Genomic DNA, 17,506 nt, shown 5'->3' on the forward strand with positions numbered 1-17,506 from the left:
TTTGAGGCAACCAACGCACTGACGGGAAGTTCCGGCAGTGCGTCATTTATTTCACAGCGGGAAGCTGTGTCCAATAGGTGCCGGTAAGCGGTATCGGTAAAAATTGCTGATACATCTGTTGCAGCGTTTGCTGTGGGTCCAGCGAGGCAAACAGTTGTGGATAAAACGCCTTGGCAAACATTTCTACGTCGAGCAAATGATACGGACTTAGATAAAAGTTATGCCACAGGCTGTAGGCTTTGCCGTCTTTCACCGCGCGCAGGCTCGATAAAATTGGCTGCTTCGACATCAGATTTCTAAAACTCTCCTCGGCCTGTTCACGACTGACCAAAGGACCTAGCTGTAAATCATCCGGTTTTTCAGCGCCCGACATGCCGGTCGTCATATAGATATCCGGGTTGGCGACGATAACTGATTCTGGGTTCATCTCGCCGTAAACGCCTTTGAACATATTTTTGGCAATGTTCTGACCACCGGCAAACTCCAGTAAATCAGCCAGATTACCCTTGCCCACCGTGGTACAGCAGCTCTCTTTGCGGCCCAGATGCAGTTGCAGCATCACCTTGGGTTTGGGTCCTTTATATGTCGCCAGCGTGCGGCCGATATATTGCATATGCTGCTGATAAAATTTAATAAATCGACCCGCTTTCTGCTGCGTATTTAGCACCTCGCCCAGCAGCCTGAGACTGGGTACGGTGTTATGCAGCGGGTCAACACGGAAATCGACATAAATAAAAGGGACTCCAGCCTTGGTGAGCTGCGCTTCAACCGTTGCTTCGCTGGAAGGGCGTTTTGCATAGCGCGGCAAAATGACTAAATCAGGTTTGAGCGCCAGGATTTTCTCGACGCTCATCTGGTCGTAACTCACCGTGCCGAGCTGAGGAATGGTGGCAATATGAGGGAAAGCCTTAACGTAGAGCTGCCAGCTTTGTGGATCGTAATGCAACATATCGCCCGGCCAACCGACAACGTGCGCCGAGGGATCACCGTTTTCAATCAGTGCCAAACTGTACAACATGCGGCTTTCACCGAGAATAATACGCTGCGGGTTGTCTGGCACCTCAACTTTACGCTGATAGATATCTACCACCGTTTTGGCCTCTACGCCAGACGACAGCGCCCCGCCGCCTATTGCAATAGTGATGGCTATTGCCCAACTTGAAAAACGCATAAGGCCTCAAAATTCATCTTCAAAGCCCTGGATGATAATGATTATTATTATTTTTCGCAATCAGCAGGTGGCGTGGTATCACCTTCACCCAAAGTGCGCTGCATCATGATGGTGTTCACCCAGCGGCCGTGCTTGAATCCGACTCCGGTTAGCTGGCCGATCGTGTGAAAGCCCAACGACTGATGCAGCCTCAGTGAAGCAATGTTTTCGCTGTTTCCAATCACTGCCATCATCTGCCGCCAGCCGCCACGTTCGGCGCGTTCGATAGCCTTGGCCATTAGCCTCTTGCCCAGCCCTTTACCCTGCTGACCCACGGCAATATACACCGAACCTTCAACGGTAAAACGGTAAGCGTAACGCGGTCTATAGGGCGAAAGATAACAATACCCCAGCACTTTGCCCTGCTGGCGCGCAACCAGATACGGCAGACCTTTTTCCAACACCGTTTTGCGACGCTGCTGCATTTCTTCCACCGAGGGCGCTTCAGTTTCAAAGCTGGATAACCCGTGGATAACGTGATGGGCATAAATCGCCTGAACCTCGGCCATATCGGACTCGCTGGCGTCTGCCAGTTCAATCTCCTGTTCGTCGTAACGCGCTGCAAACATAGCTATTTTTCACTCGCTGATTGATTTGAATTAAGAGTAAAGTAAACAGATAACTTAATGTAGCTTTGCAAACTTATCATCATCATAAGAAAAACTTTGCCATGAAACGAATCATCCCGCAAAAACTGAATCTTGAGCAGTTGGCGACTTTCGAACTGGTGGTACTGCACGGCAGCTTTTCTGCCGCGGCCGAGCAGCTGGGTCTGACTCAACCGGCTGTCAGCCTGCAAATTCGTCAGCTGGAAAAATTCTTCAACCTCAAGTTGCTGGAACGCATTGCCAAAAAGATGAAACCCACCTCGGCTGGATTCACCCTGCTGGAACACAATATATTGATAAATAACGCCATTGATGGGGCTTTACAGTCGATGGCAGTCCACGCTCACGAAATCAGTGGGCAAGTCACTCTGGGCACTGGCGCCACCGCCTGCATCCATTTACTGCCGCCGCTGCTTGGTCACTTAAAGCAGCAATGGCCAGAGTTAGACGTCAACGTCAAAATAGGTAATACCGATGAAATGCTGAAAGCGGTCACGGAAAACCGTCTTGATTTGGCACTGGTAACCTTGCCGGCAGCGGGCAACAACCTGTCGATTACGCCAGTGTATGAAGAAAGTTTCGTTGTTATTCAACAGGCACAGCCTCGGCTTTTACTTGATGAAATAACGCCTGAACGGCTGGTCAATCTGCCATTAATATTGTTTGAAAACGGCAGCAGTACGCGGCAGTTGATCGATGACTGGTTTCAGCAGCAGGGTTTGAGGCCGCACCCTATCATGGAACTTGGCAGCGTCGAGGCGATTAAGCAGATGGTGATGGCCGGTTTAGGCGTGAGCATTGTGCCGCAGTTGGCGATGAGTCAGCCTCAAAATTCCAGCCGCCTCTGCTCGCACCCGCTGAATCCGCCTTTAAATCGTCAGCTTGCCGTAGTGCTGCGACAGGATAAACCGCTGAATAAAGCACTTAAGAAAGTGGTGGACGGGCTTTTGGCTCTGGGCGCTCCTAGCATGTTGCCAGCTATAAGTAAAACTGATTAGGTGATGTGAAACTCCTCTTTGCTTCCAGGCGATTAACGGCCCATTATCTTGACAGGCTAAGGCCAGGGAAGACCGGGTTGAGGCTGTACTTATTTATATTCTGCCGCAGAGCACGTTTTATGACCGATTCAGTTGTTGCCTCAACCTTAACTTTTCGCCGTTCTTTATTAGCCGTGCTTGGACTGGCGCTGGTATTGATGCTTTCTGCTTTAGATCAAACGGTAATTGGCAACGCCATGCCGTACATTGTCGCCGATTTAGGTAATTTCAACCTCTATTCCTGGGTAGCCACCAGCTATTTGCTGACCTCGATTATCACCGTGCCGATTTTTGGTCGCCTGGGTGACTACTATGGCCGTAAATATTTTGTGATTGCCGCGACCGTGCTGTTCACCCTCTCCTCCGCGCTGTGCTCGTTTGCCGGCAGCATGCAGATGCTGATCCTCTGGCGTGCGGTGCAAGGTATTGGCGGCGGGATGCTGGTTGGCACCGCGTTTGCCTGTATTCCTGAACTGTTTCCCGATACTCGACAGCGCCTGCGTTGGCAAATATTGTTCAGTACTGCCTTTAGCATCGTTAATGCCTTGGGGCCGACGCTTGGCGGGATCCTGACCGAACAGTACGGCTGGCGCTCCGTGTTTTACCTTAATTTGCCGCTGGGGCTGGTGGCGCTGGTGGTGTCGTGGATTTATCTGCCCTATATCAGGCCGTCGAAGAAGGCTGCGATCCGCCTCGATTGGCTGGGAGCGCTGCTTATTATGTGCGTGCTGGGCAGCATGCAGCTTTTGGCAGAATTCCTGCCCAGCAACGGTTCGGCCTTTACCCTGATAGCCCTGATGCTGGCCTGCGGGATAAGCGGCGCGGTGCTGGTATTCCAGCAGCGGCGTGCGCATTCGCCTATCCTGCCGCCGCCGTTGTTTGCCATCGGACCGATCAGACAGTTGTTTATGATTTCGATTCTGATTGGCGCGGTGCTGTTTACTCTGCTGTATTTTATGCCGCTTTTATTTCAGGGGGGCTATGGTTATTCGCCGAAACAGGCGGCATGGCTGATAACGCCGATGGGGGTCAGCATTACCGTCAGCGCCATTATTAATGGCCGTATCGTCACGCGCATGCGTAACCCGATGCGCCTGCCACAGATGGGTCTGCTGGTGACCGCCACCGCCTGCGCAATACTCGCCCTGATTGGCGGCAACGGCCATTACGGCGTGCTGATGGGGTTGATGATGATGGCCGGGATCGGCATTGGATTCATTCTGCTTAACGTGACCATTTTTATTCAGACCCTCGCCCCGCGCGAATATCTGGGCATCGCGACCGCGCTGACCCAGTCGCTGCGTCTGGTTGGCGGGCTGCTTGGCACCGCGCTAACCGGTGCTGCGGTCACCAAATGGTACGGCGTACACGTCGGCGGTAAACTGCTTGAAGCCGGTGACAGGCAAGTTCCCGAGGCGGTTAGCCAGTACTTTGCCGATCCTCAGGTGCTGTTGCAGCCCGTCGCGCAGCAGTTTGCACAGTACTATCCGCTGGCGCGCAGTGCAATCGTCAACGCGATTGATATCGGCCTGGCGGTTTCTGCGCTGCTGGCTTTGCTGGCGTTTTGGCAATCGACAAGACTGCCGCTGATTCAATTTCCCGGTGTTAAACAGCAGCCAAAGGAAAACCACGAAATTCTTGAGTAAAATAAGCGTAATGTCTGAGTTTTTTAACGTTTAACGGCTACACTGGTTGTCACTTTCCTCAGAGGGACGCAAAAGTAATGAAAAGAATGACACAGCAAGACATGACGGAAAGCGAGCAACGTGAGTTGAAGACTCAGCTAGACAGGGCGAGAAAGGCCCAGGGACGAGAGCTGACAAACTCCGAGAACAACCGTATTAAAGACGATTATATTGATGCATTGATGGCTGAAAAAGAGAAAGTCGCCAGCAAGGCGCGCGCAGAAAAACGCCGTGCCAAAGCCAATGCCACGCCAAGCACTTCGGCAACTTATGATTGGACCGCAAGAACCCATCCGCGCGGCCGTCGCTAGAAAATATTAAGCACTGACGTTATGGGCAGCCTAGGCTGCCCATTTTTATGGCCTGAATTGGCAACCCATTGCAGCCCTTTCATCAATAAGCGCTTATGCCTGAGAAATCGTTTTAGGACCTAAGTTCAGCAGCAGAAAAGTTTATGCCATCAAAAAACTAAATCTGGTAATCAATGACCGCATCGGTACCCGTTTGTGGCTGCTTGAAAACCTTTTCCTTGATCTCATTAATCGACAGACTTTGATTGCACAGTTCGATAAAGCGCCAAACATAGTTACGTTGTAACTGAGCGCGCTTGAGGCCTAACCATACGGTGTTGGACTCAAAAAGGTGTTCTGCGTTAATCAGTTGCAGCCCACGATCGCGTTCTGGGTCAAAGGCTTTATCGGCCAGTATCCCAACGCCCAATCCTAACTCGACGTAAGTTTTAATCACGTCAGAATCCTGGGCACTGAGTACGATATCCGGATTTAAACCTTGCTGCTCGAAAGCGCTGTCAACTCTTGAACGCCCGGTTATCCCCTGACGATAAGTCACCAAAGAATACTGATTGAGATGTTCCAGTGTCAGCGGTTGCTGTTCCAGCAATGGGTGGCCGTCCGGGACCAGAATCGCATGATGCCAGCGATAGTAAGGGAACGAGGCTACCGAAGGGTCGCTTATCAGCTTCTCGCTGGCAATCGCCACGTCCGCCTGCCCGCTCAGCAACATCGCCAACACTTCCTGCGGCGATCCTTGATGCAGCTCCAGCCGCACCGCAGGATAGACCGCGCGAAACGCCTTGATCACCCGAGGAAGACTGTAACGCGCCTGCGTGTGAGTCGTGGCAATGGTCAATACTCCGGCGTCTTCCTTGGAGAAGATGTCAGCCAGACGACGGATGTTTTGTGCCTCGTTGAGAATACGTTCAGCGACAGCCAGCAGCTCTTTGCCAGGCTCAGTCAGCCCCAGCAAACGTTTGCCGCGACGAATAAATATCTCAACCCCAAGCTCGTCTTCAAGCTCACGAATGTGTCGACTTACCCCTGACTGTGAAGTGAAAAGCATGTTCGACACTTCGGTCAGGTTGTAATTGCATCGCGCTGATTCCCGAATAATTTTTAGCTGTTGGAAATTCACCGTGCACCCCTGTTAGTTTTACTTGTGAGCTATTGTTACGTTCAAGTCAGCAGGAGGACAAATACGAAAAAATCGTTACTTATGCTTTTTCCTAATAAGGGGTGATGCTTTATATCCGTTTGATGCAGTATTTCAATGTTTATTGGCCGACTTTACTGAATGTAATCAGCTCGGATAAACACCTTTATTATGCCGGAACAGGCGTTAATACCGGCTTGCCGGAGAAATGGGCGTTGAGGTTGCCGAGCACCAGTTGCATCATATTATTCATGGCCTGTGGCGAGCGACCAGCAACGTGCGGAGTCATGACCAAATTACCGGTAATGCCAATCAGCGCTTCGGGGACGTCAGGCTCGCCGTCGAGCACGTCAAGCGCTGCGCCAGCAATGCTATGATTGTTGAGACTTTCAATTAACGCGGTGGTATCAACCACGGTTCCGCGAGCGATATTAATCAGAAAACCGCTTGGGCCTAATTCACGTAATACGTCGGCGTCTATCAATTGGCGTGTGTCTTTACCGCCCGGTGTGGCAACCACCAAATAATCAGCCCAGCGCGCCAAGGCTTCACGGCTATCAAAATATTGGTATGGGCTATCTATAATCGGTCGGCGATTGAAATATCCCACCGGCATGTCAAAACCTCCGGCGCAGCGTTTGGCTATCTGCATACCAATATTCCCAAGGCCGATAATACCGAGTTTCTTACCAAACATGCCCGGCGTTACCACGCGGGAGCGTGCCCACTGGCCGGTACGAACTCGGTGGTCAAAATCGGGGATATTACGCGTTATGGCCAGCATCAGGGCCAAAGTATGGTCTGCAACGGCAGAATTATTGGTTCCTGGCCCGTGGGTAACCTGAATATTTCGCGCTTTGGCTGCCTGAGTATCGATTAATTCAAAGCCAACTCCCTGCGCACAAATTATCTCCAGCTTCGGCATCGATGCCATCTGCTGCGCTGAAAGGCCGATAGACCCCACGGTTAAGACCGCGCGAATTTCTACGGCCAGTTTTGGGTCAAGGTTGTCACGCTCCTGCGGCGTTCGAGCATAATGGACTTCATAACCCGCCGCGGCATAATGCGCCGGGAAGCCAGGGTCCATTTCAAAATGGCATAACAGTGGAATATTCATCGCTAATCCCCCAAAAAAATCATCGTCAGGCGTAAAAAATGGCCTTGCATGACGTCATATGGCGCTTTAAACGCGCTCGAAAAAAAATAACTAGCCTGCTATTTACTATCCGGTAACAACTTCAAGTTGTACAGTATTTCGGCCAAATCATCTGTTTCAAGGTGCGTTTTGTAAACTCGTCTACACTCCAGATATGCGCTTTGCACAACTTTGATTGTTTACTTTCCCGGAGATTGTCTAACGATGGCCAAAGCCCCACCTAAAAAACCCGTTAAACCTACGGCTTCACTCGACACCCAAATTAAACCTCAGGCCCAAGTAGATGTTGAAGTTAACGAGCAAGGAGTGCGTCTGATCCATCCCTACAGCGATGGAGAACTGGTTAAAAACTTTGATAGCGGCCACAAGACTCGCGTTCGCGAAGGTTTGCCTGTGCCATTAGGCGCAACCTGGGATGGATTAGGCGTCAACTTTGCTATTTTCTCGGCCAATGCCACCAAAGTTGAGCTTTGCCTGTTTAATGACGATGGCGAAGAATATGACCGCATCGATTTGCCAGAATACACCGATGAAGTCTGGCACGGCTACCTTCCCGATGCGCGCCCCGGCCTGCTTTATGGTTATCGCGTACACGGTCCCTATGCTCCGCATGACGGCCATCGTTTTAACCCGGCCAAACTGCTGCTCGACCCTTACGCCAAGCAAATCGTCGGTGATTTGAAATGGGACGATGCACTTTTTGCCTACGATATGGAAAGCGATAAGAAAGACCTGCACATTGACGATCGCGACAGCGCACAGTTTCTGCCTAAGTGTCGAGTTATAGACCCTGCTTTTTCATGGTCCAGATCGCGTAAAAATCCCGTGCCGTGGGAACATACCATCATCTATGAAACTCACGTTCGCGGCTACACCATGCGCCACCCGGCGGTACCCGAACATCTGCGCGGCACCTTCTCTGGCATGAGCACTCCGCAAATTGTCGATTACATTAAATCGCTGGGCATCACCTCAATCGAGCTGATGCCTATCCACGCCTTTACCGATGACCGTCATTTGCAGGATAACGGCCTGCACAACTATTGGGGCTATAACACACTGAGTTTCTTTGCGCCGCATCCTCAATATATGGCGACGCACACTATCAGTGAGTTCAAGCAGATGATCGCCGCGCTGCATGCGGCCGAAATCGAAGTGATCTTGGATGTGGTGTATAACCATACCGCCGAAGGCAATGAACTTGGCCCGACGCTGTCGTTTAAAGGCATTGATAACGCGAGCTATTATCGCCTGATGCCGGAAAATAAACGCTACTACATCAACGATACCGGGACCGGTAATACCTTAAACCTCAGTCATCCGCGCGTGTTGCAGATGGTGACTGACTCGCTGCGCTATTGGGCGACCGAAATGCAGGTCGACGGTTTTCGCTTTGACCTGGCCACCATTCTTGGGCGCGAAAGTTACGGTTTTGATGAGGGCTGCGGCTTCCTCGATACCTGCCGTCAGGACCCGATTTTAAGTCAGTGCAAGCTGATTGCCGAACCTTGGGACTGCGGCCCCGGCGGCTATCAGGTTGGCGGTTTCCCTCCCGGCTGGGTGGAATGGAACGACCGTTTCCGCGATACCGTCCGTCAATTCTGGCGGGGTGACGAGGGCCAGCTGGCGCAGTTCACCACGCGCCTGTCCGGCTCTGCCGACATCTTTAACCATCGTGGCCGCAAGCCTTACGCCTCGGTCAACTTTATCACCGCGCACGATGGCTTCACCCTTAACGATCTGGTCTCTTATCAGGATAAACACAATGATGAGAATGGCGAAGGGGGTCAGGATGGCACCGATAACAATATTTCAGCCAACTATGGCTTAGAGGGCGAAACCGACGATCCGGCAATCAACGAGCTGCGCGTCAGGCAAATGCGCAACATGCTGGCCACGCTGTTCTTCTCGCAGGGCACGCCGATGCTGCTGGCGGGTGACGAGTTTGCCCGTTCGCAAAACGGCAACAACAACGGCTACTGCCAAGATACCCCTATCGCCTGGGTTAACTGGGAAATCGGCGACAAAGGCAAGGCGTTAATTCTGTTTACTTATCGACTGATAGCCCTGCGCAAGCGTTTTCCAATTCTGCACCGGGGTCGCTTCCTGACGGGTGAATTGCATGAAAAGCTTGATGTAAAAGATGTTAGCTGGTTTCAGCCTAACGGAGAGGAAATGACCGATGAGGCCTGGGGTGACGCGCACGCTAAATGTATCGGTATGCTGCTGGACGGTCGCGCACAGCCCACCGGCCTGATGCGTTACGGTTCGTTGAGCACCGTATTGCTGCTGTTTAATGCCGCCCATGAAGATGTGGTGTTTACACTGCCGTCGGTGGCACATGGTCAAAGCTGGCGCCACATTCTGGATACTTTCCAACCGGATGATATTTATGAGCACAGCTTCGACTTTGGCCGAGAGTATAAATGTACTTCGCGCACCGTGGTGCTGTTCGAGTTAATGAGCTTGCCGAAATAAACTCAGGCAGGCGGCGGCGATAATCTTTCGCCTACGCCTGCCCTGTTGTCTGTGCAACGCAGCCTACAGATTACCGTGCATCAGCCAGGCTTTCAGCCCCAATGCATCGTGATAGTGGGAGTAACCGCGAGGCCCGCCAGCAATCACCATCAATACGTCCTGCCCTTTGATCTTGCTGTAGATAATCAGACAGTGCCCGGCCTGATCGGTAAAGCCGGTTTTTTGCAGCACGATATTCCAGGTTTTATTGTTGATAAGCCCGTCAGAGCTGCGATACACCAGTTGTCCGTGTCCCGGATGCACCACGTAGCGTTTGTCTGTTGAAAGCTGACGAATTAACGCGTAGCGATAAGCATGCTTGGCCATTATTGCCAAATCATGCGCCGAGGCGGTATTTCGCGGCGTTAAGCCGGTCGGATCATAAAAATGAGTGTTCCGCATACCAAAAGCTCGCGCCTTGCGATTCATCTGGCGCACAAACGCCTTGCGACCGCCGGGATAATAACGGCTCAACGCTGCAGCGGCGCGGTTTTCGGAAGACATAAGTGCAATGTGCAACATATCTTTGCGTGACAGCACCGAGCCAATCGTCAGGCGGGAATGGGTATGCTTCAGCAAATCGCGATCCGCCGAGGTTACCGTGATTTTTTGCTGTAATGACTGTTTGCTGTCGAGCACCACCATCGCGGTCATTAGCTTGGTTAATGAGGCTATGGGGTAAGCCCGTGTGGTGTTTTTCTGGTAAAGCACCCGGCCATTGGTGGCGTTCATCACCAAAACCGATCGTGACAGCATGCGGGGATAAGTTTTAGCCAGCGCGCTGGTTGAAACCAGTGAAGCGAATAGCGCAGTAGCCAGCAGCGCGAAACGGATAGTTTTAGAAGCAAGATTGCGGGAAAAAAATGACATGACGACCATAAGACTTTAAAAATGAATGTATGACTTCAACAACATAGTGACAATCCAGCCGCTTTCCTGAAGACAGTGCAGGGGATCGCGCTTTTTCTGCCAGACAAAAGCTCCCCCTAAGACAAATACTGCCCAACTTGCACCGGGCGACCAAAAAGTAAATTGTAAAAAAATCGTTGCAGAACAAAACGGCCCCGCGCAGTAGGGATCGGCGAAACCGTTTTGAGAAATTTCTTAGCCAGAGTCAGCGTGATTTATCGGCTTTTCGCAAATAGGCCTTAAACTGCGGCGTCATCGTAATTTTGAAGCCGTTCGGCTCTTTAGTAATCAAATACACCGCCAAATGCTCTTTCTCGGCCAAAGCCAACGCTTTTTGGGTGCCTAGCACCATCAGGCCGGTATCCCAGCCATCGGCTTCCAGCGCCGTTGGAGCAATCACGGTAGCAGAAACTAATTTGTGGGTGATTGGACGCCCGGTTGCTGGGTCGATAATGTGCGAAAGGCGTTTACCGTCCAGCTCATAGTAGTTTCGATAACTGCCGGAAGTACTGATCCCCATGCCTTGCAAATCAACAATCGCTTCCACGGCGTTTTCTTTATCGGTGGGTTTTTGAATAGCGACCTGCCAAGGTTTGCCCTCAGGGTTATGGCCGCGTGAGACAACGGCTCCGCCCACTGACACCAGATAATTACTTATCCCGTTTCCTTCAACTAAACGAGCAAGGTGATCGGTGGCATAACCTTCGCCCACGGTAGATAAATCGACGTACATATTGGGCATATCTTTTTGCAGAAAATCGCCATTAACTTGCTGAATCACCTTGAGATGTTGCAGGCCAATTTCCGCACGGGCAGCATCGATTTGCTGTTGGGTCGGCATTTTTACCGGCTCTTTGGTCGGGCCAAAGCCCCAAAGATTCACCAGCGGACCGACGGTGATATCCATCTCATTATCGGTTTTATGACCAATGCGCAGTGAAGTGATAATGGCATCGGCCATCCCATTGCTGATTGGCTGCGGGTCAGTGCCCTGATATTGATTGAACCGGGAAAGCACCGAATCGTTTTTGTAGGTCGACAGCTCATGATCGTCTTCTTTCAACTGGGCTTCAATTTGCTGGCGCAGCTCTGGTTCACGGCTTTTATCCAGACCTACCATGCTAACGCGATAATAGGTGCCCATGGTTGTACCAGATATAACGACGGCAGGCTGGTTTTCATTTGTCGGCCCGCAGGCACCGAGCAGCGCCCCACAGCCGATAACCAGAGAAGTAGCAATAAGATGACGATTGGACAGCATGAAAACTCGCTTAGCGAAACGCATAAAAAGTTGATACTCAGACTTTCAAACTAACAGCCTAGAGGTCCAAGGTATTGATACCCATACATCGAAAGACAATAAACTTGCGAGATATCAAAACCGTGGGCCTGAGAGTATACAGATCTTATTAAACCTCGCGTTAACAATGCCAACACAGAGTTACCTGTTTTCCTGTCGTTTAAACGTGATTTATTTACTGCGTTTAGCGTGGCGTTCCCAGTTTTCCTGCTTGGCGGCGGCAGATTTTTTCAGCGCGACATAACAGGCTCCCGCCCCGCCGTCTTTACCCAAGGCGACGCTGAAAGCCTGCACCTCATCGAGTTGTTTAAGCCATTTCGCCAGATAGCTACGAACAATATTGGGGTGACTTTCATCATGACGGCCGCGACCGTGTACGATAAGCAAGGTGCGTAGATTTTGTGCCTGCGCCTGCAAGAAAAAGCTAAATAGCTCCTGGCGACAGGTTTCAACCGGTTTGCGTAACAGGTTAAGGCTCGCTTCAAGTGGATATTTACCGTGGCGCAACTTGTCCAGTACGCCCTGCTGCACGCCATCCTGCTTGTATTCCAGCGGTTCGGCACAGTCGATCACCTCGAGAAATCCTGTGGTGAGAATGTTCTCGGGCTCTTGTAGCTCCTCTGGGCAAGACTTGAGGGTTTTATGATGGATTTTTAAGTAAACCACCTGATTATTTTCTGATAATTTCTGTACGTCGGCCATTTCCTGAAAGAAAAGAAAATCCTCATTCTCATCATCATTTTTCATCGCTTGCCTCCCGACGTAGCTGAACGTTTTATGCACTTTTCGAGGATGACGGCTGTCTATGCTGGCCAATCAACCCCAAATTTTGAGTGTATAGAAAAATGCTCTGGCTGCAATCTTCCTGGATTAATTTAGTGGCTATTAGCCCGGTGATACTCAGATAACTCCCTGTAACATGGCGTGTTATTGAATTGCTTAAAAAATAGGTTATAAATTTCGGTATATACTTAAAAGCTGGAACAGAAAACCATCAATACGCGGCTTTACTGTTTCCATTAAAAGTGAGGAGAAAAGATGCCGTACCTTGATGACAATCTGGTTGTATTTACTGACCTCGACGGATCGCTACTGGACCATAACAGTTACAGCTGGCAGCCGGCTCAGGAATGGCTAGATAGACTGCGTACGGCGCAGGTGCCGGTTATTTTGACTACCAGCAAAACCTCCGCCGAAGTTGCCGAACTTCAGCAACAGCTGCAACTTACGCAGCACCCTTTTATTGCTGAAAACGGTGCGTTGATTGGCCTTCCTGCTGGCTGGCCCTCGCGCGAGAACTCGTCAATCAGCCATGTTATCGGTTTGGCATATTCAGAAATTCGCCATACTCTGGTCAGCCTGCGTCAACGTTATGATTTTGAATTTCGCGGTTTTGGCGATGTCAGTGTCCAACAGGTAATTGACTGGACCGGTCTGCCGCAAGAAGGGGCAAAACTGGCGATGCAGCGTGAAGCCTCTGAACCTATCGTCTGGTTTGGTAATGATCTGGATTTCGCTCGTTTCGAGAAATTTTTACAGGCCGAGAAACTTGCTCTAACTCGCGGTGGCCGCTTCTGGCATGTCATGGGCGTCGAGGCCGGTAAAGGTCCGGCGGTGCACTGGCTCAGCCAACAATACCACCAGCGCACCGCAAGGCCGGTGGTTAGCATCGGTTTGGGTGATGGTCCCAACGATATTGGCATGCTTAATGCCACTGATTATTCAGTTATTATTCTCGGTCATCATGACCGCCCCATGCAGCTCGACAAGGAGAAGCACGTTTTTCGTACCAGCCAGCACGGACCTGAAGGTTGGAAGCAGGGGCTCGACCACATCATCAGCCCGCCATCTACTCCACTACAATAAGGCCCTGGAAAACTGGAGCTAAAGCGACAGATCCGCGGGTACTTTTAGAGAGGTTCCTATGAGCGACTTTTATCAGGACGGCATCATTACTAATTTTCACAATCTGACAAAACGAAAATTAGAAGAATTGGAATACGATTTACAGGTATTTTCTGGTCGCCGCTCAATGGGTTTGATTCTCCCTTCCCTATTCTCGGAGCTTGAAGGACCTGCATTATCCAAGATTGTCGATGAACTGACCAAGGTTCCCTACCTTGAAGAAATTGTTATTGGACTCGATCGCGCCGACCGCGATCAGTTTCTTTTCGCCCGCGAATTCTTCTCCAGGCTGCCGCAAAGACACCGTATTTTGTGGAACGACGGTCCGCGACTCAAGGCATTGGATGAAGAGTTGAAGAAAGAAAATCTCTCGCCAATGGAACCGGGAAAAGGCCGCAATGTGTGGTTCTGTGTCGGATACACGCTGGCTTCACGCCGCACCACGGTCGTTGGGTTACATGATTGTGACATTGTCACCTATAGTCGTGACATGCTTGCACGCCTGATGTATCCGGTGGCAAACCCTAATTTCCATTATGATTTTTGCAAGGGTTACTATGCCCGGGTCGCCGACGGCAAATTTAATGGTCGCGTGGGTCGTTTGCTGGTGTTCCCATTGCTGAAATCGTTGCAGATAGTCTATGGCACCACTGAGTTTCTCGAGTACCTGCGCAGCTTCCGCTACCCGCTTTCCGGCGAATTTGCGATGCGTACTCACGTGCTGAATGATTTGCGTATTCCCAGCGACTGGGGCCTGGAGATTGGCGTACTTTCCGAGCTGCATCGCACCACGGCGACCAAGCGTATTTGCCAGGTGGATATCGCGGATAATTACGATCACAAGCATCAACCGATGTCTGAAGACGACGCCAGCAATGGGCTACAGCGCATGAGTATTGATATTACCAAGGCGCTGTATCGCAAAATGGCAATTTTGGGGGTTCCTATCACCTCAGAATCTTTCCGTATCCTTAAAGCCACTTATTATCGTAATGCGCTGGATATGATTGATGGCTTTGAACACGATGCTCGCATGAATGGTCTGAAGTTTGATCGACACAGCGAGGAGTCGGCGGTAGAACTGTTCTCCGGCGCGATTATGGAAGCAGGCTCGGCGTTTATTGATACGCCGAGTGAAAAACCGTTCATTCCAAGCTGGAGCCGCGTGCAGTCTGCCTTCCCGGATATGCTTGAACGTTTGCATGATGCAGTGGAGGAAGACAATAAAGGTAATGTTTAACCTGCTCCCATTTCTCGTTTAAGCACGACTCAGGACAAGGTCATGTTTTTCGAGTTGAAGTAATAAATATCCGATGCCTGGCTGATTGATTGGCCAGGTTTCGTTCTAAGTTGTTGAAATTTCGACCGCAACCCTACTCAATAACATTAAATATTAATGCCAGACGATTTAATAGCGTGAATCTCCCTTAATAAACCTTAGTCAATAACTCCCTCGGGGTACTTAAACTCTTACTTAAAATAATCTACTAAAAGTATCCATTAGGTTAAAAATAACATTACGGCAACAATTGGAATATTAACCTCAAAATTTTCTGGTGGCTTTCACCGCGCAAGTTAAAAATATCCATATTTCATGGCAATCATATCTCATTGATAATTTTAAATTTTATATTTAAACATTAATCTCTAACTCTAATGAGGTAATAATCGGTTGTCAGATCAATATTTATTTAAGAAAAAACCCTTTATAAATCGTGGCTTTTAAGTAAATACCCTATTTAAAACAAATATTGCACTTATCACTTATTGCAAATGATGTTAAAATTGACTCATATCAATATTGCGAGAGCGAAACCTATGATCCCGGAAAAACGTATTATTCGACGTATCCAATCTGGTGGCTGTGCAATTCACTGCCAAGATTGCAGTATTAGTCAACTATGCATTCCATTCACCTTAAACGAGCATGAACTCGACCAGCTTGATAACATCATTGAGCGAAAAAAACCGATTCAGAAAGGGCAAACGTTGTTTAAAGCAGGGGACGAACTCAAGTCTCTTTATGCTATTCGCTCCGGGACCATTAAAAGCTATACCATTACCGAGCAAGGCGATGAGCAGATAACCGGCTTCCATCTTGCCGGTGATCTGGTAGGTTTCGACGCAATTGCCGGGCTACAGCACCCAAGTTTTGCCCAGGCATTGGAAACCTCAATGGTCTGCGAAATCCCGTTTGAAACCGTGGATGACCTTTCTGGAAAAATGCCAAAACTGCGCCAGCAGATGATGCGTCTGATGAGCGGCGAGATAAAAGGCGACCAGGACATGATATTGCTGCTGTCCAAGAAAAACGCTGAAGAGCGCCTTTCGGCCTTTATCTACAATCTTGCCCGCCGCTTCTCGCAACGTGGATTCTCGCAGCGTGAGTTTCGCCTGACTATGACGCGCGGGGACATTGGTAATTATCTTGGCTTAACGGTTGAAACCATCAGCCGCCTGCTGGGCCGTTTCCAGAAATCCGGCATGCTCAGCGTGAAAGGCAAATACATTACAATTGAAGACTATAGCGCGCTTTCCGTGCTTGCCGGGCACCCTCTGCCGGTCGCTTCTTAAATAAACTCTCCGCTGTTACCTCTGGCAGCGGTTAATACCGGATCAAAATTAACTTTAGTTTATTGATCCGGTTCAATTTATCCTCTGTTCTGTTTCCTCTTCCTGGTTTACTCTATAACTGTGCGGTTTCAATCACAGATGTTTAGGAGGCTACCTTGGCCAAGTATCAGAACCTTCTGGTCGCTATTGACCCCAATCAGGACGACCAACCGGCGTTACGCCGTGCGGTGTATCTGGTTCAACGCAACGGCGGGAAGATTAAAGCCTTCCTGTCCATCTATGATTTTTCCTATGAAATGACCACCATGCTTTCCCCTGAAGAGCGCAGCGCAATGCGTCAGGGTGTGATCAGCGAACGTACCGCATGGATAGCCGAGCAGTGCCACTATTATGTCGAAGCGGGTATTCCCATTGATATTAAAGTGGTGTGGAATAACAAACCTTTTGAAGCCATCATTAATGAAGTTCTGGTCGGCAAGCACGATCTGCTGCTCAAGATGGCCCATCAGCACGACCGCCTCGAGTCGGTTATCTTCACACCTACCGACTGGAATCTTTTACGCAAATGTCCTTGCCCGGTCTGGATGGTGAAAGACCAACCCTGGCCCGAGGGCGGCAAAGCGGTGGTGGCGGTCAACCTGTCCAGTGAAGAGCCTTATCACGACCCGCTCAACATCAAACTGGTTAAAGAAAGCATTGAGCTGGCTTCCCACGTCAATCAGACTGAAGTTCACCTAGTCGGCGCTTACCCGGTTACGCCAATCAATATTGCGATTGAGCTGCCAGATTTCGACCCTAGTGTGTATAACGATGCCATCCGTGGTCAGCATCTAATTGCCATGAAGGCCTTAAGACAAAAATTTCAGCTCGATGAAAAATATACCCACGTCGAGAAAGGGCTGCCTGAAGAGGTTATCCCGGATCTGGCCGAGCATTTGCAGGCTGGTGTCGTGGTTCTTGGGTCTATTGGCCGCACCGGACTTTCCGCTGCGTTTCTCGGTAACACCACTGAACAGGTTATTGATCACCTGAAATGTGATTTGCTGGCAATCAAGCCTGATGACTTCGTTTGTCCGATTACACTGGATGAAACTAGCCAAAACCTTAAAGCGGCAGATGCCGAATAAACCCACGAAATTCGACATCGTTTTGTGAT

General features: G+C 50.1%; 15 protein-coding genes. 8 read left to right on the plus strand and 7 right to left on the minus strand.

Annotated features, from left to right (window positions below; all coding sequences use genetic code 11):
* Nucleotides 1–46: 46 nt before the first annotated feature.
* Both AB3G37_RS12605 and AB3G37_RS12610 read right to left on the minus strand, forming a co-directional pair.
* Entirely contained in the window at nucleotides 47–1,171 is a 1,125-nt protein-coding gene (locus tag AB3G37_RS12605; RefSeq protein WP_369787976.1) for an ABC transporter substrate-binding protein, read from the minus strand.
* 47 nt (nucleotides 1,172–1,218) lie between these two features.
* Nucleotides 1,219–1,779 (minus strand): N-acetyltransferase family protein, encoded by a 561-nt coding sequence (locus AB3G37_RS12610; RefSeq protein ID WP_369787977.1) that lies wholly within the window; start codon nucleotides 1,777–1,779, stop codon nucleotides 1,219–1,221.
* A gap of 101 nt (nucleotides 1,780–1,880) precedes the next feature.
* Here AB3G37_RS12610 and AB3G37_RS12615 point away from each other — a divergent pair, with 101 nt between their 5' ends.
* The 3 genes from AB3G37_RS12615 (at nucleotide 1,881) to AB3G37_RS12625 (ending at nucleotide 4,851) form a co-directional block, all read left to right on the plus strand.
* Complete coding sequence (locus AB3G37_RS12615; RefSeq protein WP_369787978.1) at nucleotides 1,881–2,816, plus strand: LysR family transcriptional regulator; 936 nt, start codon at nucleotides 1,881–1,883, stop codon at nucleotides 2,814–2,816.
* A gap of 119 nt (nucleotides 2,817–2,935) precedes the next feature.
* On the plus strand, nucleotides 2,936–4,501 hold the full coding sequence (locus AB3G37_RS12620) for an MFS transporter (RefSeq protein ID WP_369787979.1): 1,566 nt from the start codon (nucleotides 2,936–2,938) through the stop codon (nucleotides 4,499–4,501).
* Between the two features lie 77 nt (nucleotides 4,502–4,578).
* Entirely contained in the window at nucleotides 4,579–4,851 is a 273-nt protein-coding gene (locus AB3G37_RS12625; RefSeq protein ID WP_009636044.1) for a DUF3811 domain-containing protein, read from the plus strand.
* A gap of 157 nt (nucleotides 4,852–5,008) precedes the next feature.
* On the opposite strand, the gene cbl is transcribed toward AB3G37_RS12625, so the two are convergent.
* Both cbl and AB3G37_RS12635 read right to left on the minus strand, forming a co-directional pair.
* On the minus strand, nucleotides 5,009–5,971 hold the full coding sequence (gene cbl, locus AB3G37_RS12630; protein WP_369787980.1) for an HTH-type transcriptional regulator Cbl: 963 nt from the start codon (nucleotides 5,969–5,971) through the stop codon (nucleotides 5,009–5,011).
* A 187-nt stretch (nucleotides 5,972–6,158) separates the two neighbouring features.
* Nucleotides 6,159–7,106 carry a 2-hydroxyacid dehydrogenase gene (locus AB3G37_RS12635; RefSeq protein WP_369787981.1) on the minus strand — a complete coding sequence of 316 codons (948 nt, stop codon included), beginning with the start codon at nucleotides 7,104–7,106 and terminating at the stop codon, nucleotides 6,159–6,161.
* A 243-nt stretch (nucleotides 7,107–7,349) separates the two neighbouring features.
* Here AB3G37_RS12635 and glgX point away from each other — a divergent pair, with 243 nt between their 5' ends.
* Nucleotides 7,350–9,623 carry a glycogen debranching protein GlgX gene (gene glgX / locus AB3G37_RS12640; RefSeq protein ID WP_369787982.1) on the plus strand — a complete coding sequence of 758 codons (2,274 nt, stop codon included), beginning with the start codon at nucleotides 7,350–7,352 and terminating at the stop codon, nucleotides 9,621–9,623.
* Between the two features lie 63 nt (nucleotides 9,624–9,686).
* Here glgX and AB3G37_RS12645 read toward each other — a convergent pair whose 3' ends face one another.
* The 3 genes from AB3G37_RS12645 to smrA form a co-directional block, all read right to left on the minus strand.
* The gene (locus AB3G37_RS12645) at nucleotides 9,687–10,532 is read right to left on the minus strand and encodes a serine hydrolase (RefSeq protein ID WP_369787983.1); all 846 of its coding nucleotides are present in this window, start codon (nucleotides 10,530–10,532) and stop codon (nucleotides 9,687–9,689) included.
* Nucleotides 10,533–10,776: 244 nt separating this feature from the next.
* On the minus strand, nucleotides 10,777–11,832 hold the full coding sequence (gene apbE / locus AB3G37_RS12650; RefSeq protein WP_369787984.1) for an FAD:protein FMN transferase ApbE: 1,056 nt from the start codon (nucleotides 11,830–11,832) through the stop codon (nucleotides 10,777–10,779).
* Nucleotides 11,833–12,042: 210 nt separating this feature from the next.
* Nucleotides 12,043–12,618 carry a DNA endonuclease SmrA gene (smrA, locus tag AB3G37_RS12655; RefSeq protein WP_369787985.1) on the minus strand — a complete coding sequence of 192 codons (576 nt, stop codon included), beginning with the start codon at nucleotides 12,616–12,618 and terminating at the stop codon, nucleotides 12,043–12,045.
* Nucleotides 12,619–12,909: 291 nt separating this feature from the next.
* Here smrA and AB3G37_RS12660 point away from each other — a divergent pair, with 291 nt between their 5' ends.
* The 4 genes from AB3G37_RS12660 (at nucleotide 12,910) to uspE (ending at nucleotide 17,477) form a co-directional block, all read left to right on the plus strand.
* A complete protein-coding gene (locus AB3G37_RS12660) occupies nucleotides 12,910–13,737 on the plus strand; it encodes a mannosyl-3-phosphoglycerate phosphatase-related protein (RefSeq protein WP_369787986.1) in 828 nt (275 codons plus the stop codon).
* Nucleotides 13,738–13,795: 58 nt separating this feature from the next.
* Nucleotides 13,796–15,016: a glycosyl transferase gene (locus tag AB3G37_RS12665; protein ID WP_009636036.1), complete on the plus strand. Its 1,221-nt coding sequence runs from the start codon at nucleotides 13,796–13,798 to the stop codon at nucleotides 15,014–15,016.
* A 578-nt stretch (nucleotides 15,017–15,594) separates the two neighbouring features.
* A complete protein-coding gene (locus AB3G37_RS12670; RefSeq protein ID WP_009636035.1) occupies nucleotides 15,595–16,350 on the plus strand; it encodes an FNR family transcription factor in 756 nt (251 codons plus the stop codon).
* Between the two features lie 155 nt (nucleotides 16,351–16,505).
* On the plus strand, nucleotides 16,506–17,477 hold the full coding sequence (uspE, locus tag AB3G37_RS12675; RefSeq protein WP_009636034.1) for a universal stress protein UspE: 972 nt from the start codon (nucleotides 16,506–16,508) through the stop codon (nucleotides 17,475–17,477).
* The last annotated feature ends 29 nt before the right edge of the window (nucleotides 17,478–17,506 follow it).

Origin of the sequence: Rouxiella sp. WC2420 (assembly GCF_041200025.1) — a bacterium.
Classification (GTDB): Bacteria; Pseudomonadota; Gammaproteobacteria; order Enterobacterales; family Enterobacteriaceae; genus Rouxiella.